The organism is Campylobacter sp. CCUG 57310, from assembly GCF_013201975.1.
GTDB lineage: Bacteria > Campylobacterota > Campylobacteria > Campylobacterales > Campylobacteraceae > Campylobacter_A > Campylobacter_A canis.
Genome location: NZ_CP053845.1, coordinates 1,399,880 through 1,424,898 on the forward strand (window position 1 = coordinate 1,399,880; position 25,019 = coordinate 1,424,898).

Below are 25,019 nucleotides of genomic sequence, written 5' to 3' on the forward strand. Positions count from 1 at the left end.
TAAAACCGAGATTTCGAATGCTATTAGCGCTTGCCCCTACATCACATTCTGCAATCATTGTTTAATTGCCTTTTATAGGCTTATATATTCTGTATTAAATTATAATTTGTTATATAAATTTCTTAAACCAATTATCTAGAAAAATCATTTGTTGTTCTGTATGAAACCAATGCTCTCCGTTTTTCATAACCGTCAAATTTGCACTTATCTTATTTGCAAAATTTGTCATTGTTTCCAAAGAAGTCATATTATCATTCTCGGCATAAAGAATGCTAGTCGGTACATTCCAAGCGATCGGATTATCTCTAACATAAGAAAGATATTTCCAGGATAACGTTTCTCCAAAGGATGTTGTAATTGTTTTTTCTTTATACAGCTTCTCTTCTGATACGTTTTCCCATATCATCATATTTAAAATTAATTTTTCCATATCTACGATCGGCGAAATAAGCATAGCTTCTTTGATAGATTTATCCTTCAATGACAACATGGAATAATAAGCACCTATACTATTTGCTATTAAGAAAATTTCACGATATTGAGGTGCTATAAATTCATAGAATTTCGGAAATTCCATCTTAGCTTCCCAAGGAAATTCTGCCTTGTAATCAAAACCTATAACGTCATGTTCATCGCTGAAAAATTTTTTGTAGTAGTCAGCCTCTCGGACGTTTCCACCTTTACCGTGTATGTATATGACAGCATTTTTCATTATAGTTGCCTTGATAAATTTTAATTTGCCCAACTCGTTTTTGTTGCATTATATTATTTTTCATATATTTTGTCATTCATCAATAGCCAGTACGAATCTTTTGTGAAGCTTTTAAGACAAAAATACGGACTTGACAGGCTTTGAAAACTCAAAAATCGGAAGTGTTACTCTAAAAAGCTTCAATGGTACAAAAGAGGTTCAAATACAAATACAAAAACAGATAAGTTTTGACCAAAGATTGATTCTTGCAAAGGAGAAAATCGATGAATATCTTGATAAAAAGACCTAAGGCGCGGATGCAGAGATAAGAACTCTTACCACAAGAGCATTTGATGTTAAAAACGGCAAGATAGACGTAAAACAGATACTAAGGCTTAAAGTAATATCCGATCGAGGCTCCAAAATGAAAAGAAGCAATGCCTATGGTAGATGAAGCGACTAAGATAATAGGTACAAAAAGCTATATAAGATTCAAGAAAAAGCCAAGAATAAAGTAGATACTAAAATAACCATGATACAGCTTGATTTTGCGGCGATAAAAAAGAGATGAAATGTCAATACAGATACCAGTAGGCTTTAGAGACGAACCTACAACAACTACTGCATGATCTGGCAAATGCAAAAACTAAAAATTTAATACTTTTAACCTTTAATTTAAAGCTTCAAATATATAAGAAACTCAACTTTTTATCTATCAGATAGCTTATAGCAATATTTACTATGGCTTTATATTTGTGTTATTAGAGTTGAATTTTGCCTTGCCACCTAATAGTTTGCTTGCCACCCCATTTGCCACCTAATAAAAGTAAAACTATTGTATTTCAAAATTATGGAAATAAAAGCTAAAAAGTGGAATATAAACGAATTTTAGGTAATTTTTTATACAGTAAAAGTATGGTAAAAGAAGGTAAAAATACACTGAAAGTATGTAATGGTGGGTTCACCAGGACTCGAACCTGGGACCATCCGGTTATGAGCCGGATGCTCTAACCAACTGAGCTATGAACCCGCTAGTTGAATTGAAGTTGTGATTATAACAATGCAAACCTTATTTATCGCTAAATTTTGTTTTAATTTTTTAAAAATGTATAATTGTCATTAAATTTAAAAACGAAAGCGACAAAATGAATACAAATTTAACTAAAGCGATGCAATTTTTTTTAGATAATCCAGGCAAAGAAAATGAAAATAACCTTATACAAGAGCTTAAAAAAGCCCAGTTTATGGCTCCTGTTATTATCAATCAAGCCCTAGCGAAGCCTGACGGAAAGGCATTTTATGAAGAAGAAGGCTCAAATATCAAATTTATTCTTCTTGAAGACGAAGAGAGCGATCTTAGCTATTTTCCCGCTTTTACAAGCAAAGAAGAGATGATGAGGTGGAGAAACGATAGCGAACAAGAAATTTTAAATTTAGAGCTTAAAAACTATCTTGCTATGCTAGAAGCATCAAAAGAAAAATACACTGGCATAGTTATAGACGCATTTTCGTATAATCTAATCTTAAATTTCAAGACAATTAAGCAAATTTGTGAAATTTAACCTTAAATTTCACTCGTTTTCCAGCTCGCTTTGAGCAACGCTCTCATCAAATCCAAGCTCAAGCGTCTTTATCTCGCCGATAGAATTTCCTGCGATACCTTTGATCGAGCCAAACATCTCTATTGCATTATCACGAACCTTTTCTATCTGTTTTTCGCGGCTTTTCCAAATTCGCTTCATCGCATTTTGCTCTTTTATCAAGTCTTCTTGCATAGAAGTAAAGCCCTCTACGATAGCCTCAATTCGCATTTTAAACTCATTGCTCGTTAGATAAGAGTAAAGAAGCTCGATTTTGCCTGTTTTATTTTGCACGGAGCTTTTAGCGAAATTTAGCTCAATCACCGAATTTCTAAGCACGAAGCTAAGCGCCTTAAACTCCTCATACGAACACACCCACACTCCATCAACCAGCCCCAGCCGCTCCATATCTTTTGGGCGGGCTTCGCTCACAAGCACTCCCACGTCAGCACCGCTTGAGCGCATATCGGATCTAAATTTCTCTATCCACTCATTTGAAAAGTTCTTGGTTCGCTTGCTTTCATAGTAAATTTTACCGCAGTTTTGCACCTCTCTAGTATTTACTATCTGCATGCAGTCAGCGCCGTTTGCGCCCTTTTTAACCTCCTCGATAGTATCAAGCGGGAATTTCGCCCTCAACCACTCCTCGATCGCAAGCTCCTGCACCTCACCTTGAAGCTGCTGGCTACCCTGCTCTATGCGTCTTTGAGCTTCGCTCAGCTGCTTTTTAAGCGCTTCCATCTGCTCATCTTTTTGGCGAAATTTAAGCTCATTGGCAGATGAAATTTCCTTTTGCAAGCGCTCCTTTTCGGCTTGCAACTTAGCCGAAAATTCAAGCTCGCTTTTAGCCTTGATACTTGCTTCAAGCTCATCTTTTTCGCGTTTGAGTTTTTCTATTTCCACGGTTTTTAAATTTAGCTCGCTAACCTGCTTCGACTTGGCTTCAAGCTCGGCTTTTAGCGCATTTACAGCGGCTAAATTTTCATTTTCAAATTTTATCTTTATCTGTGCTTCAAGCTCACTTTGCCTAAGCTTTAAAGCCTCAGCTACTCTAGCGTCAAATTCCGCCTGCTTAGCTTCAAGCTCCTTTTGCTTTGCGTTTAGCTGCTCTAAATGCGTCTTATACTGCTCTCTTTTAGCCTCAACCTCTTTTTCAAAATTCTTTTTTTCGGCGGCTAATTTTTGGTTAAATTCCTGTTCGACTTGGCTTTTAAAAGCCGAATTTACATCTACATCAAACCCGCAGTTTGGGCATTTTACGCTATCTTTCATTTATAATCTCGTCTTCATCTTTTCAAATTCATCCTGCACGACTTTCTGATTTGGCTCATTTGTCATCTTATCTATGGCATCGCCCCAGATGCTAATTGCTATAATAGCGATACTTGAAGCTACAAAGCCCGGCAAAATTTCATAAACGTAAGAATTTAGCCCAAAAGCTATCCATGCAAGCACTGTTATGCCACCGACTATCATTCCTGCAAGTGCCGCCAGAGCGCTCATGCGCTTATAATAAAGACTAAACAAAAGCACAGGTCCAAAGCTAGCCCCAAATCCGGCCCAAGCGTTACCTACCACTCCCAGCACGGTATCGGTTGAGCCAAATGCCAAGAGTGTTGCCACTAAAGCAACCACAACTACGGCATATCTGCCAAATATCACCTGCGTCTTTTCATCGACTTCTTTTTTATAAAATGCAAGAATAAAGTCCTTCGTAACAGAGCTTGCGCTGACTAAAAGCTGGCTTGAAATCGTACTCATGATCGCTGAAAGAACGGCTGAAATGATAACTCCTACGATAAACGGATGAAACAGCGTCTCCCCAAGCTTTAAAAATACGGTTTCAGAGTCTTTTAAAGGCATGCCAAGCTGACTATAATAAACAAAGCCTATAAGCCCGCTCATGATAGCGCCAATGAGCCCAAGCGCCATCCAGCCGATACCTATCCTGCGCGCCTGAGCAAGCTCGCTAGAGCTTCTTATCGCCATAAAACGCACTATGATATGAGGTTGTCCGAAGTATCCAAGACCCCAAGCCATGAGTCCTAGTATGCTTAAAAATGTCTGATTGTGAAATAAATTTAGGTGGTTTTCGCCGTATTTACTAATCTCACTCCAAAGGCTAGTTCCACTTGGAATTTCGATGTTAAAAAACGCAACGGTAGGGACTAAAATAAGCACTAAAAACATAAGCGAACCTTGAAAAGCATCGGTTATCGCAACCGCTCTAAATCCGCCAAAAAAAGTATAAAACACAACGATAAATAGTGTAAATATCGCTCCTATTTTAAAATCAAGCCCGAAAAAACTCTCAAAGCTCTTGCCGCCCGCGATGATACCGCTACTTACGTAAAGAGTAAAAAATACAAGTATAACCACGCCTGAGACTATACGCAAAATTTTAGTGTTGTCTTTAAATCGGTTTTCTAAAAAATCAGGAATAGTTATACTATCGCTTGCAACTTCGGTATAAACGCGAAGCCTTTTAGCCAAAAATAGATAGTTACAATACGCTCCTATAGTAAGTCCTATCGCAATCCAGACGTTTGCGATACCTGTAGCATAAAGCGCACCTGGCACTCCAAGCAACATCCAACCGCTCATATCGCTAGCTCCTGCGCTAAGAGCCGTTACAACCGGTCCTAGTCTGCGATTATCCAGCAAGTACTCACTCATATTTGCGTTTTTGTTATAAGAATACTTACCGACAAACAATAAAAATCCAAAATAAAGAGCAATAGCAAGATATGCGCCAAATTCCATAAAACAAGCCTTTTGGTTAAATTTAAAGCGATATATTAACATTAAATTTATTAAAATTTAAAAATTTGCTCTCTTAAATTTGCTCGTATGAGCGGAAATTTCACACTAAAACAGTATCAATTAAGCAAAAAAATATCAATTTTTTTGTATATTTGACATTTACGTTTCATTAAAGGCAACCAAATTGAACGAGAAATTTTTCAAGCTTCTTTTTTTCTTAACCATAGTCTGTGTCGGTGTTTATTTTACCTACCCTACCGAGCTTAACGCAACTCAGCGCTTAGCATATCTGCAAAGTTATAAAACAACTCTCATACTAACCGCAGGCGGTATAACCATAGGCATAGTACTTGGATTTTTCCTTGCGTTTTTACGCTTCTTAAAGATCAAGCCGCTTACTTTTATCATAGACGAATACATCGACATCTTGCGCGGCACTCCGCTCATGCTCCAGCTTATGGTTTTTGCGTTTATCATACTTGTTTCGTTTGAAAATTTATACGCAGCCATCGTAGCTCTTGGGTTAAATAGCTCCGCATACGTCGCAGAAATCGTTAGAAGCGGTATCGCTAGCGTAGATAGAGGACAGATGGAAGCGGCGCGCGCTATGGGGCTTGATTACTCAACCTCAATGGGACAAATCATAATCCCTCAAGCGACAAAAAACATCCTTCCCGCTCTTGCCAATGAATTTATATCGCTGTTTAAAGAAACATCCATCGTAGGCTTCATAAGCGTAGCCGATATCACGATGCAAAGCAGAAGCTTTCAATCGGTTCTTTACAACCCAAAGCCGCTTATATTTGCGGGCGTGGTTTACTATACAAGTGTTAAAATTTTTTCGTATTTGGCTAAAAAGCTTGAAGAGAGGCTAAATAGACATGATTGAGATTAGAAATTTAAACAAAAACTACGGCGATTTGCAGGTTTTAAAAGATATTAGCGTAGATATCAAACAAGGCGAGGTAATAGCCATCATCGGACCAAGCGGCGGGGGTAAAAGTACATTTTTGCGCTGCATAAACCGTCTTGAAGAGCCTACAAGCGGACATATCAAGATAAACGGCGAAGATATACTGAGCAAAAAAGCCGATATAAATAAAATTCGCCAAAAGATAAGTATGGTTTTTCAGCATTTTAATCTGTTTGCAAACAAAAACGTCCTAGAAAATTTAACTCTAGCTCCGATTAAAGCGGGAATTTTAAGCAAAACGGATGCGGAAAAAAGAGCCGACGAACTTCTTAAAAGCGTAGGATTGCTTGATAAAAAATATGCCTTCCCACACAAACTTTCAGGCGGACAAAAACAACGCATAGCTATAGCCAGAGCGCTTGCCATGAATCCTGACGTGATACTTTTTGACGAGCCGACCTCAGCGCTTGATCCGGAGATGATCGGAGAAGTGCTTGATATCATGAGAGATGTCGCAGCCAAAGGCCTAACGATGCTTGTAGTTACTCACGAAATGGGCTTTGCAAGAAATGTGGCAAACCGTATATTTTTCATGGACGGGGGCAAAATTACCGTAGATGATACACCTAAAAATATCTTTGAAAATCCGCAAAATCAAAGACTAAAAGAATTTTTAGGAAAAGTGTTAAATCATTAATTTTAAAGTATTATAATTACGCAAATTTCATTAAGGAGAGTTAGATGAAAAAATTATTCGCACTGCTTTTGGCGGGCTTAGTTAGCCTTGGCGCTACCGAACTTAAAGTAGGAACAGCCGCAAACTATCCGCCGTTTGAGTTTATCGACGATCAAAACAAGATTGCTGGTTTTGATATAGATCTGATAGATGCTCTTTCTAAAAAAGTAGGATTTAAATACCAGTTCGTAAATATGAATTTCGACGGACTTATTGTTGCTCTTAAAACAGGCAAAATAAACGTGATCGCAAGCGCGATGAGCGCAACTGACGAAAGAAGAAAGTCTATTGATTTTACCGACGCTTACTATTTAACTGAAAATATCTACCTTCGCAAGAAAGGCAATGACGCTATAAAAGATAAAGAGAGCTTAAGCGGTAAAAAAGTAGGCGTGCAACTTGGCACGGTTCAAGAGATGGCGGCAAAAGAGATAAAAGGAGCTAAAGTAACTCCAGCCGAAGAGACCGTAAGTCTAACGCTTGGACTAAAAACAGGCAAGCTTGACGCGGTGATATTTGACAGCTCTATAGGATACGGATACCTTAAGAAAAATCCTGATCTGGAAGAATTTCATAAAGAATCAGACGGAAGCGAAGGGTTTTCTATAGCTTTTGATAAAGACAAAAATTTAGATCTGATAGAGAAGATAAATGCTGCTTTAAAAGAGCTTAAACAAGACGGCACTTACGATAAACTACTAGAAAAATACGATCTTAAATGATAACCTCTCACGCAATTTTTAAACTCAAATTTAAAAGTTGCGTGGCTCTTTTTGTTTTTTTACTTATTCCTACTTTCGCTTTAGCCGATCAAAAAGTAATCGCAACCTTTGTCAAAAAGATAAACGACGATACTTTTGTTTTTAAGATAAATCCTATAAAATCAGCTCCGTGCAAGCTTTACGGTATTGAAATTTATAAACTAAAAAAATGCATAGACGATGAAAAACAGCTAGAAGAATTTAATAAATTTTACGAAGATGAAATTTATAAATTTATAAAACCCGGAAGGAATTTTTACCTTGAAGCCAAACAAAATTTAGGCGATAGATGGCTTTGCGAGGTAAGCGATAATAGCAGAATTTTAAACAAAACTCTAGTAAAAAACGCTCTAGCCAAACCAAAAAACAAAGAATATAAGAAGATAAAGGTAACTTCAAACAAGATAAAAGATAAATTTCCCGAAATTTTCGAGTGCTTCCAAAGCGGCAAGAAGCCCGAAGCAAAACCAAAAGAAGATAACGAGCAAGAGATATTGTGGGACGAAACACAAGAAGAAGAGGAAAAACCAAAAATTCAAATAGAGTTTAAAGAGGCAAATGAATGAAAAACATACTTATCATAGCAGGATCTGATAGCGTCGGAGGAGCCGGTATTCAGGCTGATATCAAGACCTGCGAAGCCTTTGGCTGCTACAGCGCAACGGCGATTACTGCTCTTACTGCGCAAAACACCGACGGCGTAAGCGCTATCAGTGAGGTTTCGGGCGAATTTTTAAACGCACAGCTTAAAATGATAACAGACGAGCTTAAGATAGATGCGATCAAAGTCGGAATGCTCTTTAATAAAGAGCTTATCTTGTGTGCTAAAGGCTGGATAGAGCGTCTTAATGTGCCAACCGTTATTGATCCTGTCTGCGTTGCAAAATCGGGAGCAAACCTGCTTAAAGATGACGCGATAGACGAGCTAAGAGAGCTTTTAAATCTGGCAACGATAGCCACTCCAAACATATACGAAGCGCGTGTTTTAAATATCGATACTTCAAATTTGCCATGTGACATCATCTTTAAAAGAACTGTAGCAGATGAAATTTGCGAAGATACATTGCACACAAAAGCCGGCGAGATAATTAAATTCCAAGAGGAGTTGATAGAGCCAAAGATAATACATGGAGCCGGATGCAGTTTTGCCAGTGCGCTTGCTTGCGCTATTGCATTAGGAAATGACACGAAAAAGGCGATCAAAATCGCTAAAAAATTCATCTTAAACTCTATAAAATCAGCACACACAAGCAAATTCGGCGTGAGAATTTTAAATCACAAAGCAGGATTTAATGGCTGAAATTTATGCGATTAGCGATGATATTTTAACTCCCGATGATACTATCTTAGAGCAAACTCGTGAAATTTTAGAATGCGGGATAAAACATTTTCAATATAGAAGCAAAAAAGCCGTTAAAGATGAAAATTTAGCACGCAAGCTGCTAGCGCTTTGCGATGATTTCGGAGCGAAATTTATCGTAAATGACGATGTGGCTTTTGCTAAAAAAATCGGAGCGAAATGCGTTCATATCGGTAAAGACGACGGCGACATAAAAGCTATGCGAGAAATTTTAGGCAAAGATGCATTTATAGGTGCAAGTTGCTATGACGACATAAATTTAGCCATTAAGGCGCAAGACGCAAGAGCAAGCTACGTGGCATTTGGTAGCGTTTTTTCAAGCCCTACAAAGCCCGCCGCGACAAGGTGCTCTTTTGAAACTATACTGCAAGCTAAAGAAATTTTAGATATACCAATCTGCGTAATCGGCGGCATAAACGCTCAAAATATCGATATAATTTTAGCTCTTGAAATAGATCTTATCGCCGTTATCTCAGCTCTTTATAAACCTGAAAACATAAGCGAAAATTACAGAAATTTAAGCAGATTTTTGTAGTATTTTCAAAACATGAAAAAATAAAATTTTATAAAATTATATATGCAATAGTTGTCAATTCTTAAATTTTACCTGCAAATATCGAGTGAAGCGCAAGCTCCTCGCCCCAAACGTTTTTATGCTTCTCGATACTTTTTTTAATAGCGCTTATAAGATAAAGCACATCGTCTTTAGTATGCGTATAGTGCAGGCTCACTCTAACCCAGCCGGGCTTTTTGTCAAATGTTTGATTGTCTTTTAAATTTAGCAAATCATGCCCGTAAGGTCCTGCACAAGCACATCCTGCTCGGGTTTGTATGCCGTAGTCATTACTAAGAGTTGCGGCAAAATCATAAGGCGAAATGCCTTTAACATTAAATGCAAATATCGGCACGCGAGCCAAATTTTTAGGCGAGTAGCATATCACGTCATCGATATTTGCAAGTTCGTTTGCAAACAGCTCGTTTAATTCATCTTCACGCTCTTTAATACGCTCAAATCCGATCTCGTTTCTAAGCTTATAGGCCAAATTCGCCCTTATCATCTGAATTATCCCCGGAGTGCCGCCCTCTTCTAGCTGCTCGAAATTCTTTACAAACTGATGACTCGTCCTGCTTACGTAAGCCACCGTTCCGCCAGCCGCAAAAGTAGGCTCACAGCTATCTATAAGCGATTTTCTAATCGCCAAAAGCCCACAGCTTCCGACCCCGCCAAGCAGTTTATGAGGCGCTAGAAACAGCGCATCAAAATAATTGCAATCCACATTGGCATAAGCGCTAATACTTGACGCATCAAGAGCAAGTACTCCGCCATGAGCTTTAATCATCTCATAAATTCTTTTATAATCGCTAATAACACCCGTAACGTTTGAAGCTGCGCTAAAAGAGGCGATGATCTCGCGGTTTTTATTCATCTCAAGCACACGCTCAAGCATTTTAAAATCAATTCCGCCGTCTTCATCAAGCCCTATTCTAAAGACATCGCACATACCTTCGCGAAAACTAACTTCGTTTGAGTGGTGTTCGTAAGGCCCCACGATAACTAAAGGCAAATTTGAAATCGCTTTTATATTGTATCTTTTGCGAGTATTTGGCGGTATATAAAGCCCCATGATCTCTTGAAATTTCTTTATCGCGGCACTTGCTCCGCTTCCGCAACCAATGAGATAGAACTCATCGTTAAGAGCAAGTAAATTTTTAAGCTCGCTTCTTGCGTTTTCGTATCTGCGCTGGGTTAAAATGGCATTTGATGAGCTATCAGAATGTGTATTGGCGTAAGTTTTTAGAAATTTTAAAACTTCTTTTTCGATAGGCTCATAAGCAAGCCCCGAAGCGGTATAATCAAAATAATAAATTCCGTCTTTTAAAATGATATTTTTTCTAACTTCATCCAAATTCAGCACATTCTCGCCTTAGTTTTTAAAAGTGATTATAACCAAAAGTGTGCTAAAATGGGCTAAAAAGGAGAACAAATCCATACGTTAAAATCCTCTTATAAACGCTTCAAACACCTTGATATACATGAGCTTATAAATTTCCATTGCGTTTTTGACGCTCATGATATAAGTGCAAATTTTTACGATGTTTTTGAGGCGATTGAGGTTTGTATAGTAAGAGAATTTCAAAATTTAAAACCAAAATTTAGCTTTAACACTCCGCTTAAAAACGAACTTAGCCTTGCACTAATGCGCCTTGCAAAAAGCGATAGAAAGCGGTTTAATATCCATAAAATTTTCTCCCAACAAGTTGCCAAACGAGTTTATAAAGAGCTTTTTGAAAGAGAACTCATAAGTGTCGAAAAGAGCCTTGAAAAGCCTATAAAAGCGCCAAAAGGACAGCTTTTAAAAAAGCATTTAAGAAGATATCAGGTAGAGGATAAAATACGTTTTAGCGATAATTTCACTAGATTTTGGTTTAGATTTATAGAGCCAAATTTAAGCCTGCTTGAAGAGGCTAAATTTGATAACGTTATGCGAGATATAAGGGCGAATTTTGATGATTATGCGAGCTTTGGATTTGAGCTTATTTGTAGGGAGCTTTTGGCGCACAAATTTGGCGTAGAATTTGATAGAGTAAGTAGCCTGTGGACAAGAGAGGTTGAGATCGATCTGTTTTTAAAAATTAACGAGCAGATCATAGTCGGAGAGGCGAAATTTAAAGAGCATAAGATATGCAAAAATGTGCTAAATTTGCTTGCTAAAAAATGTGGCAGATTGCAGCTTGAACCGTATAAATTTGCGCTTTTTTCAAAGAGCGGCTTTAGTAAAGAGCTTGAGAGATTAAAAGACGAGCGAGTAATGCTTTTTGATATGAAAGATTTTGAGGAGCTGATAAATGGATGAAAAAACAAGCATACAAGATGGGTTAAAAAGCCTGATAGAGCAGACTTATCTAATCGAGCAAGAGTATAAAAACCTCACGAATTCATACTCAAATTTGCAAAATTTCATAAAAGAGATCGTGGAAATTTTGCCCACCGCCATCTGGGTTATAGATGAAAAGGGCGAAATTTTCTTGCAAAACTCAGAAGCGCTTAAAATTCCAAAACTTTTAAATTTAATCGATGAAAATAGCGAAGAGATAGAACTACACGGTCAAATTTATCTCATAAAAACAACTCAAAAAAACGGCAAAAAAATCATCTCGGCAACAGACATAACAAAAGAAAAGCGAACAGAGCGACTAGCCTCCATGGGACAGGTTGCCGCTCACTTAGCTCACGAGATAAGAAATCCCATAGGTTCGATCTCGCTTCTAACTTCAACCCTTTTAAAGCGAGCCGATGAAAAAACAAAGCCCGTAGTAAGCGAAATTCAAAGGGCCATTTGGCGAGTAGAACGTATCATCAAAGCAACCCTGCTCTTTACAAAAGGTCTTAGCATAAATCCTAGCGTGTTTAATTTTAACGAATTAAAAAGCGAATGCGAGGAAGCCATCGCCTACTACGCCTACTCAAAAGAGATAAATTTCAACTTAAATTTTCCAAACGCTTACTATAATGGCGACAAAGACCTGCTTGCGATAGTCTTTCAAAACATGCTTTTTAACGCGATTGACGCGATTGAGCAAGGCGATGATGAAAGCGGGGAGATGAGGCTTGATTATGAAAAAACAGCCGAGGAGCATCGCTTCGTCATATTTGATAGCGGAGTAGATATAGCAAATGCGCAAATCGTCTTTGAGCCGTTTAAGACGAGCAAGCTTAAAGGAAACGGGCTTGGGTTGCACCTGTGCTTGCAGATCATAAACGCACACAAAGGAAGTATCGAAATCATGCTAAATCCGAAGCGATTTTGCATAAATTTGCCTATTTATAAGGCAAAAAGCGAGTAAATTTATAAAATTTGAAAGGCAAAAATGAAACTTGATAGAAAAATTTTAGACGAATTAGAAATTTGGCACGAAGAGCTAAAACCACTTAAGATGAGCGAGCTTTTTAAAAACGGTGGCAAAAATATCGCCTTCGTAAGCGTAGATATGATAAACGGCTTTTGCTGTGAGGGCGCGTTATCTAGTCCTAGAGTGGGCGCTATAGCTAAAAATTTGGCAGATACATTTAAAAGAGCGCACGATGAATTTAGCTTTAAAAATTTCATCTTAATCCAAGATAATCACGGTGAAATTTCAAGCGAATTTGACGCATTTCCGCCACATGCGATAACAGGGACAAGCGAGGCTGAAACGATAGATGAGATTAAAAATTTAAGCTTTTTTGATGAGATGAAAATTTATTATAAAAACTCGATAAGTTCGGCATATTGCGACGGATTTAACCGCTTTTTAGAGCAAAATCCAAATGTCAATACCTTTGTCATCTTTGGTGACTGCACCGATCTTTGCGTTTACAACCTAGCCCTTCACATCAAGCTAAGCGCAAACGAAAAAAACATAAAACGCGAAGTTATCGTAGTAAGCGATCTGGTGCAAACCTACGACGCGCCTTGGCACAACGGCGATTTTTATCATCTGGTGTTTTTACGACATATGCAAATAGCGGCAAATATAAAAGTTGTCAAATCTCTTGAATAAATTTAGGTGAATTTAAACAAAACCGACCTAAAAGCGGCTTATTCTAGATATTAAAGACGAATTTCAAAAAGGCTTACTTTAGCATTTTGATAATGAGCGGGCAAGCCTTTAGTATCATTTAGCTCAGTAAGTCCAAGGAAGAAAAATCCGCACTTTTGACAATGCTTAATAAACCCTAAATTTTCACCTATCGTATCAAGCCTGATAAAATTTTACTACTTTTTAGAGCATACTCTTTAGCCCAATCTACTATATGCCAAACTAAATTTTGCCCTCTAAAGCTACGATTTACCGCTATACGATGTATAATGGCCGCATCCGCGCTTCTTTCTTGCCAAATTTGAGCGGCACCAAAGGCTATCCGCCCAAACGCAAGCTATTGTGCCCTCTATTTTTATGTTAAACCGCCTATTTTATTTGATCTCAGCATTTATAAACTCACGGCTAAATTTCGGCAAAGGAGCAGCACCTTTTATCTTTTGAAGCTTAACCGCCTCGTCATAAAGATATAAAATGTCGCCTACATCGTCTTTTGAACTGTTTTGTATAGTCACTGTTTATACTGCTAAGCTATTTACCTTTTCTTCAAAATTATCGCTTACTACAAATTCCGTGTTATAAACTAAAATTTGATTTTGCGCGGGGTTAGCTATCTTGATGATTAGACTTTTATTGTTCTTTTCAACTCCATTGCGGTGATCTTGCTGAGCTAGGCGGTAGATATTTGTTATCATATCCTTGCTAAGGCTTACCATGTCCAAATTGAGCTCAAGCGGTGTTAAATTTCTAGGCTTTTCTTTTAAATTTGAGCCGTTAGAGCCGTTTTGATAACTTCCGTTGCCGTTAAAATTTCGCTTCTTAAAGGTTCGCGCCTTAAAATTCATATCCTTAGCGTCCTCAAGACTAACCATCTCTATAAGCCTTATGCGGTTGAACTGTCCGTCTCGAGAGAAGTTTATCTTAAAGGCGTAAGGAGTCTCATAAACTGCATTTCCAAGCTTTTCAAGCTCGGCAAGTTCGCGATCAAATAGCGTTATTTCGATATTTCCGTGAAAATCAAGCACGTTTAAAGTGCCGATTTTCTTGCCGCTATTTTTAGCTATCCTCGTGCTGATATCTTCGATCTTTCCAACCACAAGCAGCTCCGCACTCTCGCCGACACTTTCAAATTCCGAGCTTAAAGTATAGCTTATCTCGTCAATTTGCGCCTTAAAGTCCTGCAAAGGATGACCCGAAAGATAAATTCCCACGCTATCTCTTTCGTATAAAAGCCTCTCTTTTAGCTCAAATTCCGTATCGTCCGCCAGCAAATTTACCTTCACGTTATTCATGCTCTCATCTTCGCCAAAGAGGCTTTCTGCGCTATTTTTCTTAATCTGCGCAGCGCTTTTGCAAGCTTCCATTATATTATCAAGGTTATTAAACATCATCTTTCTAGTAAAGCCAAAAGTATCAAAAGCACCTGATTTTATGAGGCTTTCAACAACTCTTCTATTTACCCTAAAGCTGTCTATACGGGAAACAAAATCGTCAAGCTCTTTAAATTCTCCATTTTTACGCTCCTCAATAATATTTTCTATCGCTGCACCGCCAACGCCTTTAATCGCTCCAAGACCGTAAATAATAGCGTCGCTTCCGTTTTCGCTAACAACGCTAAATTCTTGCATAGAGCGATTTATACAAGGTGGAAGTATGGATATGTTCATACGCTTTGTTTCGTCGATGTATTTTGCGATTTTATCCGCGTTATCCTCCTCGCTCGTTAGCAACGCCGCCATAAATTCGGCAGGATAATAGGTCTTTAGGTATGCAGTTTGAAAGATTATCATCGCATAAGCTGCGGCATGCGATTTGTTAAATCCGTAAGAGGCAAATTTCAAAATCATCTCAAAGAGCTCGTCAGCCTTTGTTCCGTTTAGCCCCTTTGTAATCGCACCTTCTACGAACTGCCCTTTAAGCCTATCCATCTCCTCTTTTATCTTTTTACCCATTGCACGGCGCACCAAGTCTGCACCTCCAAGACTAAATCCGCCTATGGTTTGAACTATCTGCATAACCTGCTCCTGATATACGATAACGCCGTAAGTAGGGGCTAAAATAGGCTCAAGTTCCGGGAAAATATATGTTATCTCGGCTTCTTTATGCTTCCTTGCAACAAAATCAGGAATAAGATCCATAGGCCCAGGACGATAAAGTGCAACCATCGCGATAATGTCATCAAAACAGTCAGGCTTTAGGCTAAAGCCAAGCTTACGCATACCCTCACCTTCCACTTGAAAGAGTCCTATCGCTTGTCCGCTTTGAATAATCTCATAAGTTTTTTTATCGTTTATATCAATCGTCTCCCAAATAATATCTTTACCAAAGCGATTTTTGATAAGCTTTATAGCGTTATTAATAACCGTTAGGGTTTTAAGTCCAAGGAAGTCAAATTTGATAAGATCCACATCCTCAAGATATTTTAGACTATATTGCGTTACAAAGTGATCTTCCGCGCTATTTGGCTGGCGAAATAGCGGAGTCTTATTCCAAAGCTCTTCATTTGAGATAACAACTCCCGCCGCATGCATGCCTGCGTTGCGGTTTAACCCCTCCAAGTCAAGTGCAAATTTCCAAATTCTAGCCGCATTTGCGTTTTTATCGATGAGCTCTTTTATTTTTGGTTCTTTTTCAAAAGCACCCTCAAGAGTTATGCCAAGCTCGTCAGGTATGAGCTTTGCCATCGCGTCAGCCTCGGCATAAGGCATATTGCAAACCCGTGCAACATCGCGGATGACGCCTTTTGCAAGCAATTTACCAAACGTTATAACCTGAGCTACGTTAAATTTACCGTATTTTTCGATCACATAATCAATTATCTCGCCTCTTCTATCCTGACAAAAATCCACGTCAATATCGGGCATGCTTACGCGCTCGGGATTTAAAAACCTCTCAAAAAGCAAGTTGTAAGGTATGGGATCGATATCCGTTATCCTAAGACTATACGCCACCAAGCTTCCGGCAGCAGAACCACGTCCCGGACCCACCGGCACGCCGCGCTTCTTAGCCTCCCTTATAAAATCCCAAACGATCATCATGTAGCCCGGAAAATTCATCTTATTTATGATATCTATCTCAACTTCAAGGCGCTTTTTATACTCTTCGTGCTTTTCTTCAGGCACAAATTTAAGCCGCTCGGCAAGACCGTTTCTGCACTCATACTCAAAAAATACCGAGTCGTTTGCAAAGCTGTAGCGATTATCAGGCTCCGGCAGACTTAGTCCTCGCTCGGCTGCGCATTCAAGAGTAAATTTAAAATTTGGCGGTGTAGCGTCGCCAAGCTTTATCTCAAGATTGCATTTTTCTGCAATCTCTTGCGTGTTTGCTATAGCTTCGGGGATATCGGCAAAAAGCTCGCTCATCTGAGCAGGAGTCTTAACGTAAAACTCATGCACGCTATGGCGCAAGCGGTTTGGATCATCAAGCAGTTTGTTCATCGCGATACACATGAAAACTTCGTGCGCGTCGGCTCTTTGCTGGAACGTATAGTGTGTATCGTTAGTGGCGATTATCTTTATGTCAAGCTCTTTTGCTATACGCAAAATTTGATCATCAATCCTGCGCTGATCACCGATACCGTGGCGCATGATCTCAAGATAAAAGTCCTCACCGAAAATTTCCTTATACTCGCGCGCCACTTCAAGCGCTTTTTCATATCCGCCCGCTCCGTAGCGCAAATTTCGTTCGCTTTCGTTTAGATGCCAATTTACTTCGCCTTGAAGGCATGCGGAGCTACATATCACGCCCTCGCTATGCTCTCTTAATAGTTTTTTATTGATACGCGGATAATAGTAAAAGCCCTCTATATAGCTCATTGAGCTTAGATACATCAAATTTTTATAGCCGATCTCGTTTTTAGCAAAAAGACACAGGTGAAAGCGCTGCTTAGAGCTCTTATCTCCGACATCTTCGCTGTTGTGTATATAAGCTTCTATGCCGATTATAGGCTTTATGCCCTCGCCCTTCATCGTCTTGTAAAAATCAATTGCGCCAAACATATTTCCATGATCTGTTATTGCTACCGAGCTTACGCCTTGTTTTTTAAGCGTTTTGGCAAGCTCTTTTATCTTGTTGGCTCCGTCAAGCAAGGAGTATTCGGTATGCAGATGTAAATGTGTAAAATCGCTCATAATCATTCCTTTATTAGGCTTGATTTTACAAAAGAGTAGCTTTTAGAGCGCTTTTATATGGCTTATATTTTCTTTAAAGGCTTCGAGCAAATTTGATAAAGTGTCGCATATTGCTTCGTTTAAGCCGAGTTTTTTAGCTAGAAATTTATAGTAAATTTTTGCACCGTCTTTTAAATTCACGGCAGGCGCATTTGAAGTTTTTGATAACTTTTTATCCCCACTTTTAAGCAGGCTGTGATGGATAAAATTTGCGTTTTTGAAATTTAATCCAAGCAAATTTGCCATATATTTTTGGGCGGCCGAACACTCAAGCAGATCCTCTCCTCGCACGAGCAAATTTACTCCAAGCATCTCGTCATCAATAAGGCTTGCAAGGTTATAAGCGGCGGCGCCGTCTTTTTTATATATCATAAAATCACCCATGTCTTTAGCCAAATTTATACTTTTGCTTTGGTTTAGATTTGCAAGCCCAAATCTTGTGCCGTCGCAACCAACTTCTATCATCTCATCGCTATTTACGTGAAGTCTGACGCAGGTTTTACCCAGAGTAAATTTTAGATTTTTGTTTAGGCAAATTTGTTTATAGATGCCGTTTTCAAAGGAATTTCTCATCGAATGAGAGCACTCGCAAGCATAACAAACTCCTAAATTTTCAAGTCTCTTAAGCGCGGCTTCGTAGTTTGAAGCTCTAAATTTAAAGCTAAATTTTGATTCAAATTCAGTCACCGAGCTGGCTCCGCCGTCAAAGTCGACACCAAGCATATCAAGCACACGAAAGATGTTTTCAGTATATTGGCTTTTGTATCTCACAAGATCGTAATCATCAATACGAAGGTGCAAAATTCCGTCAAAAGCACGCGTAAAAAGATAGGTTAAAAGAAAGTTATACACATTTCCGGCGTGAAGAAATCCGCTTGGAGTAGGAGCTATACGAGAGATAATTTGAGAATTCATCTAGAATAGTCAAGACTTATGAAATTTTAAAAACAAAAAAGAAAATTTAATCACATAAATTTAAAGCCGCCCAAGCGAGCGGCTAAATTTTAATCTTTCGGGCGAGCTTCATTGACTCTTAAAGTTCTACCACCGATCTCTTTATCGTTTAGTGCCTCTATCGCTTTTGCGCCTGCAGCGTCATCCATCTCAACAAATCCAAATCCCTTTGAGCGATCCGTCTCGCGATCTCTTACTATCTTTGCGCGTTTTACTTCGCCAAACGGCGAAAAAGTATCCTTAAGCTCTGCCTCAGTCATGCGATATGACAAGTTACCGACGTAAATATTCAAAGTAACATTTCCTTAAATTCAAATTTCCGATAAAATCGGTTGTCTGATAATACCTGAATTTGCAAAAAATAGCTAGTAAATTTAGCCTTTAATATAAATTTGGTCAAATTTTACCCAACAAATAAAAGACCTTCTTTTACATCTTTGTAAATTTGCTCACCACAAAGATTTCTAACCAGCTCAAGAGCAAATTCCATAGCCGTAGCAGGTCCGCGAGAAGTGATGATGTTGCCGTCTTTTACTACATTTTGTGAGCTTATATAGCCGTCTTTACCAACTTTTGTTTCAAAGCCGGGGTAGCAAGTGTAACTTTGTTTTATCACTTCAGCTTTTGCCAAGGCCATAGGCGCTGCGCAAATGGCTGCTACGAATTTGCCGTTAAGATCAAATTCTTTTAAAATGGCTTTAAGCCTATCGCTATCAGTCAAATGCTGAGCACCCGGTAAGCCGCCCGGAAGCACTATCATATCAAACTCACTCTCGGAAATTTTGTCTAAAGTAGTATCGGCATTAACTTTTACACCGTGAGCTCCTGTTAAAATATCTGCATCAAGTCCTACAAATTTCGCCTGAACTCCGGCTCTTTTTAATATATCAATAATGGTTATCGCTTCTATCTCTTCAAAGCCATTTGCAAGCATTACAGCAACTTTTTTCATATTTACTCCTTTGAATTTTTGTGAAATTTTATATTATTTTATCAAATATATGTTACAATTATTCAACTTTTTACCGGAAAGGAATTCACAATGGAAGTAAAGATAACTTATTGTAACTCTTGAAACTACAGACCGACAGCTTCTCGTGTAGAAGAAAAAATTTTAGAACAAGTCCCTGGCGCATCGGTAAGTAAAGTCGTAGGAGATAGCGGCAATTTCATCATTGAAGTAGACGGTAACGTGCTATACTCCAAAAAAGACCTGATAGGAACATCGGTAAATGCGCTTCCGAATCATGATGAAATAATGGAAATAGTAGAGCGTATAAAGGCGCTTTGATAAGTCATTAGTCAAAGTCAAATTTGGCTTTGACTATTTTGTTTTGCAATATCTTAATTTATTAGAGAACTCAAAAAGATTTTAAATCTTATTTTGTTTTCTTATTATTGTATCTTCGAATTTGATTCAAAGATTTTCTTTAAAAATATAGTAATGATTAAAATAGTCGTTTAGTAAGAATTTCATAATTTTAAAATTAATATTGAGGCACTATGGAAGCTTACTAAAAGTAAAAGTTAATAGGTTTTTCTAAAAAAGAAGCGATTTTAGAAAAACCAAATTATTTTAAGTGGTGCCTTTTGATAATTTTATAAAACACCAAAAGGCTATTTGTAAATTTATTTATTAGCTCGCTCGATATACTCGCCTCTAACGGTATCTACGCGGATAACTTCGCCTTCAAGCACGTGAAAAGGAATTTGCACCACAGCACCGCTTTCAAGCGTAGCAGGCTTCTTACCGCCTTGTGTATCTCCTTTGAAATTTGGTGGAGTTTCAACTATCTTTAGCTCAACTACTTGAGGAACTTCCACACCGATAGCCTTGCCGTTATGAAAGAGGATATCAACCATCATTCCGTCTATCATCCATTTTTTCACATCGCCCACATCATCATCGCTTATAGCCACCTGCTCGTAAGTAGCGGTATCCATAAACTGGCAATACTCACCGTCGTCATAAAGATATTGCATCTGTTTTTCTTCCAAATTCGGCTGATCGGCTTTATCTCCGGCGTGAAATGTCTTTTCAAGTACTTTACCGTCTATAAACGACTTAATCTTGGCTCTTACAAAAGCAGCTCCCTTGCCCGGTTTTACGTGTTGATATTCGACCACTTTGTAAGGAATACCGTCTAATTCGATCTTTAAGCCCTTTTTTAAATCGCCCATTGAATATGTCGCCATAAATTCTCCTTATAAATAAACTTGGCGATTATATCAAATTTACAATTATAAAATTATTATTTGAAGCGGAAATTTAGTAGTAAATTTTATAAATATAAAAAGCAAGAAGTGAAATTTAGCGCCAAATTTTAGTTCTGCTTGCTACCGAATTTAAATTTTCCTTCTTTTTTCTTACTGTGATCCATCTGAGAATAAATCTCTCTTGTTAGTTGCTCGCTAACACTTGGCTCATCCTCGGGCATTTTTTGAAATTTCTTTTTCTCGACTAAAATTTTCTCAAAATTTTGAGCACTTTTTTTACGCACTTCACTTTCGCAGCCCGCAAACAAAACCACCAAAAACGCAATGAAGAAAAATTTAATCAATAAAAGCCTTTAAATTTAAAATATAGCCCCTCCAAAAGAGGGGTTAAAACCATCAAATAACAGCGTATTTTGCCCAAACGCAAACATCAAGCTCGTTAAGCTTGCCAAGAGTCTCTTTGGAAACTTTTTCATCCACAAGCACTACCGCAAGCGCAAATCCATGATCGTCGCGTCCAAGACGGAAGTCTGCGATATTTATCTTCTCTTCGGCTAAAATTGCACTTATCTTAGCAATAACGCCAGGAACGTCTGAGTTTTTAAAGATTATCATCTTGCCTTTTGGTTTAAAGTCGGTCTTAAAGCCATTGATATTTACTATGCGTTGCTCGGCTTCGTTAAATACCGTGCCGCTAACTGAAGTGATGCCTTGATCGGTGGTTATTTTAACGGTTATTTTATTTTTATATCCGCTCTCAGGCACGATAGTAGTGTCTGTTAAAATTCCTTTTTCATCGGCGATAAATTGTGCATTTACATAGTTTATCTTATCCCCTAAACTCTCTTTTAAAACACCGACTATAGCAAACGTAAGCATTGATTTTATATAGTTGCCCACCTGCCCGTTAGCTTCAACCTTAATAGCCTTAACAGGAGCCTGAGTAAGCTGAGCTCCTAAAAACGACATCTTCGAGATAAGCTCGATATAGGGCTCCACAAAAGGCGGTAAGTCCTCTGTCTTGATAGGTAAATTTAAAGCGTTTGGATAGCTTATGCCTCTAGCTGCACTTATGGCTTGCTCGGCTGCGGCAACTGCGATATTGCTTTGAGATTCAAGAGTGTTTGCGCCAAGATGAGGGGTAACGCTTACATTTTCAAGATCAAGCAAAGGATGATCGGTAGCCGGCTCGCGAGAGAATACATCAATACCGGCAAAGGCTATCTTGCCGCTTTTTAGTCCGCTATAAAGCGCTTCTTCGTTGTAAAGTCCTCCACGAGCGCAGTTGATAAGCCGCACACCGTCTTTCATCTTCAAAATTTCATTTTCGCCGATGATATTTGCGGTTTCTTTCGTCTTTGGTGTGTGGATAGTGATAAAATCGCACGCTAAAATATCATCAAAATCTCTTGTATAAACTCCGCCCATATCGGTTACTTTTGACGGATCGATATATGGATCGTAAGCTATGATCTTCATACCAAAAGACGCCGCTCTAATGGCAACTCTTGAGCCGATATTTCCAAATCCTATGACACCTAAAGTTTTATTAAAAAGCTCAACTCCATACCACTTCTCGCGCTTCCAAATTCTATCCATCTTAAGGTCGTTATGAGCATAAGGAAGGCTTCTTGCAGCGGCCAGCATATGAGCCATAGTTAGCTCAACTGCGGCTATCGTGTTTGCCGTAGGAACGTTCATAGCGATAATGCCTCGCTTCGAGCAACCGTCTATATCGACATTATCTACACCAACCCCTGCTCTAACGAGAGCTTTTAAATTTTTAGCAGCATTTAAAAATTTCTCATCAATCTCCGTTGAGCTTCTAGTAATAGCCACATCGGCTTCGCCAATGATATTTAAAAGTTCATCTTTTGGCACCGAAGTAGCATCTATTACTTTTATATTTTCTTCTCGGTTTAAAATTTCAAAACCTATTTTATGAATAGCGTCGCATACAATTATCGTTTTCATAATCTGATCTCCTTTATGCTTGAGTGTATATCGTAAGTTTTAAGTTCGTTTATAACGTGGTTTAAGACATCTTTATCTTGTGTGTTTAGATAGATTAAATTTGTTGAATTTTGCTTGACTATACTAAAATCAACCGAGACGCTATCAAGAGTTTGGCTAAGACAAAACATAGAGTATATATCGTCTTTATCGATAATCAGTTGATATACACTCTTGGTTTTAGGAATTGCTTTGTCTTTAAACTCTATAAATATCTCGTTAGTCGCTAAAATATACTCTTTTTGAGGCAAATTTGCAAGCTCATTCACCCACAAATTTACCTGTTTATTCTCATTTTTTATCTCTGTTTGCTGAATTGTTTCGTTACTCAAATCGCCTTGAGCCAAATTTGCATTTGCATACCTCCAAAGCATAAAGCCCGAAGCGCAAACAAAAATCAACAAGCAGACGACGACAAAGGCAAACAGATGCCGTTTCATTTAAATTTACGACAATTGTTCTTTAATGATATCGCCCAAAGTTACCTTGTCATCGCTATTTATCTCATTTAGCACTTCGCGCTCTTTTTGCTTAGCAAGACGTCTGATACTTAGGCGAATTCTATTCTTTTTCTCGTCGATAAATGCGATTGCAGCTTCGATATTATCGTTGATATTAAGCTCTTCGGCTTTTACATTGCCCATATCTTCTTTACGAATAAGAGCATCGATATTATCGCCAAGCTCTACAAAAATTCCAAATTCTTTAATATCGCGAATTTTGCCGGTCACGATATCGCCGACATTGTATTTTTTAGCGTATTCTTGAACAGGACTTTGCTTTAGATCTTTTAAGCTAAGCGAAATTTTTTGCTCGGTATTGTCGATCTTAACGATCTTAACTTCAATCTCATCGCCAACTTTAAACATATCTTTGCACTTATCATTTCTGTCCCATGAAGCATCTTCGTTGTGAAGCAATCCTTCAACCGCTCCTATCTTAATAAACGCTCCAAAATTTGTAACCGTAGTAACGGTACCTTTTACCACATCGCCTTCTTTAAATTTAGCCTTAAATTCATCAAAAGGTTTTGGCAAAAGATTTTTTAAACTTACTCTTAAACGGCGATCTTTTACGTCTATTTCGATAACTTCGACATCAAGCTCTTCGCCCTCGCTTATATGATCTTTTGGATTTTTGATATTTTTATCCCACGAAATTTCAGAGATGTGCAAAAAGCCCTCTATGTCATTTCCAAGATCAACGAACGCGCCGTATGGTTCGATATTGCTAACGATTACTTTTATAGTATCGCCGACTTCCAGTCCATCTTTGATCTCGTCCCAAGGATCAGGCATTGCGGCTTTAATCGATAAAGAAAGATGTTTTTTGTCATCATCGTATTTGATAACTTTAACTAAAACCTTATCGCCTTCTTGATAAAGCGAACCCGGATTTACGGGACCTTTGTAGCTGATTTCGCTATAATGAACAAGTCCATCGACTCCACCGACATCAACAAACATACCGTAAGTCGTGATCTTTTTAACCGTTCCTTCTATAACTTCCAGATTATCTACTATTGAGGAGATGGCCTCTTTTTTCTTGCGACGATTCTCGTCAAGTATTCTCTTTCTTGAAACGACTATGCTTTGCTCTTCTTTGTCAACTTTAATAACTTTTACTTTGTAAGTTTTTCCTATGATTGAGCCGGCATCTTTAAAGCCGCTTTGGGATTTCGGCAAGAAAAATTCTATACCGTCGTTATTTTGAGCTACGAAACCGCCTTTGTTCTTACTTACGATTTTTACATCAAAAACATCTTCGCTATCTTCATTGTAAGCATCTATATAAGCTTTAACCTTCTCTTTTCTTAAAGCTTTTTTATGAGAAACTATAGGCCTTCCGCCTCTTGAACCAGTAATCGCAACTTTTAACGTATCGCCGACATTAAATTTAAGATTTCCATCCTCATCGCTAATCTCAGTGATATTTAAAATACCCTCTGATTTTTTACCGACATTGACAAAAACCTCATCGCCTTTTATATCAACGATAATTCCGTCGCTATCTTCTTCGGTCTTTTTAAAAGACTCCTCTAACATCGCAGCAAAGTCTATATCTTCGATATCTTCATCCTTTGCCTTATTTATTTGAACATTTTTGTTCACCTCAGCCATCTTGGTCCTTTTGAGTATATTTTATCTGCGCCTGCAAGAGGGCAAATTGAATTTATTATACTTAAAATATCTTATTTGCAGATTAACTATCTGAATTTTGGGTACAAATTTCAATTTAAATCTAAAATTTAATTTCAAATTTTCACAAATTTTAATTTCGT

The 25,019-nt window shown here is 38.2% G+C and carries 27 protein-coding genes, 1 tRNA gene and 1 pseudogene; 13 read left to right on the forward strand and 16 right to left on the reverse strand.

Going from position 1 to position 25,019, the window contains the following annotated elements; all coding sequences use genetic code 11:
- Positions 1 to 109: 109 nt before the first annotated feature.
- Entirely contained in the window at positions 110 to 712 is a 603-nt protein-coding gene (locus tag CORI_RS07000; RefSeq protein ID WP_173031365.1) for a carboxylesterase, read from the reverse strand.
- Positions 713 to 842: 130 nt separating this feature from the next.
- Here CORI_RS07000 and CORI_RS10725 point away from each other — a divergent pair.
- Positions 843 to 1,145, forward strand: a pseudogene (locus tag CORI_RS10725) (DUF3164 family protein).
- Positions 1,135 to 1,209, forward strand: coding sequence for a hypothetical protein (locus CORI_RS10805; protein ID WP_301952212.1), 75 nt, complete (start codon positions 1,135 to 1,137; stop codon positions 1,207 to 1,209). Before CORI_RS10725 ends, CORI_RS10805 begins: the two are co-directional and overlap by 11 nt.
- Positions 1,210 to 1,644: 435 nt before the next feature.
- On the opposite strand, the gene CORI_RS07010 is transcribed toward CORI_RS10805, so the two are convergent.
- Positions 1,645 to 1,721 (reverse strand) — tRNA-Ile (locus tag CORI_RS07010).
- Positions 1,722 to 1,836: 115 nt separating this feature from the next.
- Here CORI_RS07010 and CORI_RS07015 point away from each other — a divergent pair.
- Complete coding sequence (locus CORI_RS07015; RefSeq protein WP_173031366.1) at positions 1,837 to 2,253, forward strand: SseB family protein; 417 nt, start codon at positions 1,837 to 1,839, stop codon at positions 2,251 to 2,253.
- A gap of 9 nt (positions 2,254 to 2,262) precedes the next feature.
- On the opposite strand, the gene CORI_RS07020 is transcribed toward CORI_RS07015, so the two are convergent.
- Both CORI_RS07020 and putP read right to left on the reverse strand, forming a co-directional pair.
- The gene (locus CORI_RS07020; protein ID WP_173031367.1) at positions 2,263 to 3,543 is read right to left on the reverse strand and encodes a DUF2130 domain-containing protein; all 1,281 of its coding nucleotides are present in this window, start codon (positions 3,541 to 3,543) and stop codon (positions 2,263 to 2,265) included.
- On the reverse strand, positions 3,544 to 5,034 hold the full coding sequence (putP, locus tag CORI_RS07025) for a sodium/proline symporter PutP (RefSeq protein ID WP_173031368.1): 1,491 nt from the start codon (positions 5,032 to 5,034) through the stop codon (positions 3,544 to 3,546).
- Between the two features lie 223 nt (positions 5,035 to 5,257).
- Here putP and CORI_RS07030 point away from each other — a divergent pair, with 223 nt between their 5' ends.
- Genes CORI_RS07030 through thiE form a run of 6 tightly spaced genes read left to right on the forward strand, consistent with a single transcriptional unit; the run spans position 5,258 to position 9,339 of the window.
- The gene (locus CORI_RS07030; protein ID WP_254064982.1) at positions 5,258 to 5,923 is read left to right on the forward strand and encodes an amino acid ABC transporter permease; all 666 of its coding nucleotides are present in this window, start codon (positions 5,258 to 5,260) and stop codon (positions 5,921 to 5,923) included.
- Entirely contained in the window at positions 5,916 to 6,644 is a 729-nt protein-coding gene (locus CORI_RS07035) for an amino acid ABC transporter ATP-binding protein (RefSeq protein ID WP_169940388.1), read from the forward strand. The genes CORI_RS07030 and CORI_RS07035 overlap by 8 nt, the downstream gene beginning before the upstream one ends.
- Before the next feature lie 44 nt (positions 6,645 to 6,688).
- On the forward strand, positions 6,689 to 7,405 hold the full coding sequence (locus CORI_RS07040; RefSeq protein WP_173031369.1) for a basic amino acid ABC transporter substrate-binding protein: 717 nt from the start codon (positions 6,689 to 6,691) through the stop codon (positions 7,403 to 7,405).
- A 41-nt stretch (positions 7,406 to 7,446) separates the two neighbouring features.
- Positions 7,447 to 8,010 (forward strand): hypothetical protein, encoded by a 564-nt coding sequence (locus tag CORI_RS07045; RefSeq protein WP_173031370.1) that lies wholly within the window; start codon positions 7,447 to 7,449, stop codon positions 8,008 to 8,010.
- Positions 8,007 to 8,744, forward strand: a complete 738-nt coding sequence (locus CORI_RS07050) for a hydroxymethylpyrimidine/phosphomethylpyrimidine kinase (RefSeq protein ID WP_173031371.1) — start codon at positions 8,007 to 8,009, stop codon at positions 8,742 to 8,744. The genes CORI_RS07045 and CORI_RS07050 overlap by 4 nt, the downstream gene beginning before the upstream one ends.
- Complete coding sequence (gene thiE / locus CORI_RS07055; protein WP_173031372.1) at positions 8,737 to 9,339, forward strand: thiamine phosphate synthase; 603 nt, start codon at positions 8,737 to 8,739, stop codon at positions 9,337 to 9,339. Before CORI_RS07050 ends, thiE begins: the two co-directional genes overlap by 8 nt.
- A gap of 61 nt (positions 9,340 to 9,400) precedes the next feature.
- Here thiE and CORI_RS07060 read toward each other — a convergent pair whose 3' ends face one another.
- Complete coding sequence (locus tag CORI_RS07060; RefSeq protein WP_173031373.1) at positions 9,401 to 10,720, reverse strand: aminotransferase class V-fold PLP-dependent enzyme; 1,320 nt, start codon at positions 10,718 to 10,720, stop codon at positions 9,401 to 9,403.
- Between the two features lie 282 nt (positions 10,721 to 11,002).
- On the opposite strand from CORI_RS07060, the gene CORI_RS07065 reads away from it, so the two are divergent.
- The 3 genes from CORI_RS07065 to CORI_RS07075 are packed head-to-tail and all read left to right on the forward strand — an operon-like array spanning position 11,003 to position 13,346.
- Positions 11,003 to 11,659 (forward strand): DUF234 domain-containing protein, encoded by a 657-nt coding sequence (locus tag CORI_RS07065; protein WP_254064907.1) that lies wholly within the window; start codon positions 11,003 to 11,005, stop codon positions 11,657 to 11,659.
- Positions 11,652 to 12,650 (forward strand): PAS domain-containing sensor histidine kinase, encoded by a 999-nt coding sequence (locus tag CORI_RS07070; protein WP_173031374.1) that lies wholly within the window; start codon positions 11,652 to 11,654, stop codon positions 12,648 to 12,650. Before CORI_RS07065 ends, CORI_RS07070 begins: the two co-directional genes overlap by 8 nt.
- Positions 12,651 to 12,674: 24 nt before the next feature.
- Positions 12,675 to 13,346: a cysteine hydrolase family protein gene (locus CORI_RS07075; RefSeq protein ID WP_173031375.1), complete on the forward strand. Its 672-nt coding sequence runs from the start codon at positions 12,675 to 12,677 to the stop codon at positions 13,344 to 13,346.
- Positions 13,347 to 13,533: 187 nt separating this feature from the next.
- Here CORI_RS07075 and CORI_RS10865 read toward each other — a convergent pair whose 3' ends face one another.
- The 6 genes from CORI_RS10865 to CORI_RS07100 form a co-directional block, all read right to left on the reverse strand.
- Positions 13,534 to 13,707, reverse strand: a complete 174-nt coding sequence (locus tag CORI_RS10865) for a GNAT family N-acetyltransferase (protein WP_367889828.1) — start codon at positions 13,705 to 13,707, stop codon at positions 13,534 to 13,536.
- A 52-nt stretch (positions 13,708 to 13,759) separates the two neighbouring features.
- Positions 13,760 to 13,900, reverse strand: a complete 141-nt coding sequence (locus CORI_RS10605; protein WP_216842241.1) for a hypothetical protein — start codon at positions 13,898 to 13,900, stop codon at positions 13,760 to 13,762.
- A gap of 3 nt (positions 13,901 to 13,903) precedes the next feature.
- Entirely contained in the window at positions 13,904 to 17,515 is a 3,612-nt protein-coding gene (gene dnaE, locus CORI_RS07085) for a DNA polymerase III subunit alpha (protein WP_173031376.1), read from the reverse strand.
- 42 nt (positions 17,516 to 17,557) lie between these two features.
- Positions 17,558 to 18,469 carry a glutamate--tRNA ligase family protein gene (locus CORI_RS07090; protein ID WP_173031377.1) on the reverse strand — a complete coding sequence of 304 codons (912 nt, stop codon included), beginning with the start codon at positions 18,467 to 18,469 and terminating at the stop codon, positions 17,558 to 17,560.
- Positions 18,470 to 18,558: 89 nt separating this feature from the next.
- A complete protein-coding gene (locus tag CORI_RS07095) occupies positions 18,559 to 18,801 on the reverse strand; it encodes an RNA-binding protein (RefSeq protein WP_172200173.1) in 243 nt (80 codons plus the stop codon).
- A gap of 110 nt (positions 18,802 to 18,911) precedes the next feature.
- Positions 18,912 to 19,460 (reverse strand): DJ-1 family glyoxalase III, encoded by a 549-nt coding sequence (locus CORI_RS07100; protein ID WP_173031378.1) that lies wholly within the window; start codon positions 19,458 to 19,460, stop codon positions 18,912 to 18,914.
- A gap of 90 nt (positions 19,461 to 19,550) precedes the next feature.
- Between CORI_RS07100 and CORI_RS10810 the strand changes: the two genes are divergently transcribed.
- Positions 19,551 to 19,799: an Rdx family protein gene (locus tag CORI_RS10810; protein ID WP_301952199.1), complete on the forward strand. Its 249-nt coding sequence runs from the start codon at positions 19,551 to 19,553 to the stop codon at positions 19,797 to 19,799.
- A gap of 338 nt (positions 19,800 to 20,137) precedes the next feature.
- Here the strand turns inward: CORI_RS10810 and efp are convergent, their stop codons facing one another.
- The 5 genes from efp to CORI_RS07130 all read right to left on the reverse strand — a co-directional run bounded on the left by efp (position 20,138) and on the right by CORI_RS07130 (position 24,858).
- A complete protein-coding gene (gene efp, locus CORI_RS07110; RefSeq protein ID WP_169940415.1) occupies positions 20,138 to 20,704 on the reverse strand; it encodes an elongation factor P in 567 nt (188 codons plus the stop codon).
- A gap of 128 nt (positions 20,705 to 20,832) precedes the next feature.
- Positions 20,833 to 21,069 (reverse strand): hypothetical protein, encoded by a 237-nt coding sequence (locus tag CORI_RS07115; RefSeq protein ID WP_254064908.1) that lies wholly within the window; start codon positions 21,067 to 21,069, stop codon positions 20,833 to 20,835.
- 52 nt (positions 21,070 to 21,121) lie between these two features.
- Positions 21,122 to 22,702: a phosphoglycerate dehydrogenase gene (gene serA, locus CORI_RS07120; protein WP_254064983.1), complete on the reverse strand. Its 1,581-nt coding sequence runs from the start codon at positions 22,700 to 22,702 to the stop codon at positions 21,122 to 21,124.
- Complete coding sequence (locus CORI_RS07125) at positions 22,696 to 23,178, reverse strand: hypothetical protein (RefSeq protein WP_173031380.1); 483 nt, start codon at positions 23,176 to 23,178, stop codon at positions 22,696 to 22,698. Before CORI_RS07125 ends, serA begins: the two co-directional genes overlap by 7 nt.
- A 6-nt stretch (positions 23,179 to 23,184) precedes the next feature.
- Complete coding sequence (locus CORI_RS07130; protein ID WP_173031381.1) at positions 23,185 to 24,858, reverse strand: 30S ribosomal protein S1; 1,674 nt, start codon at positions 24,856 to 24,858, stop codon at positions 23,185 to 23,187.
- Between the last annotated feature and the right edge of the window lie 161 nt (positions 24,859 to 25,019).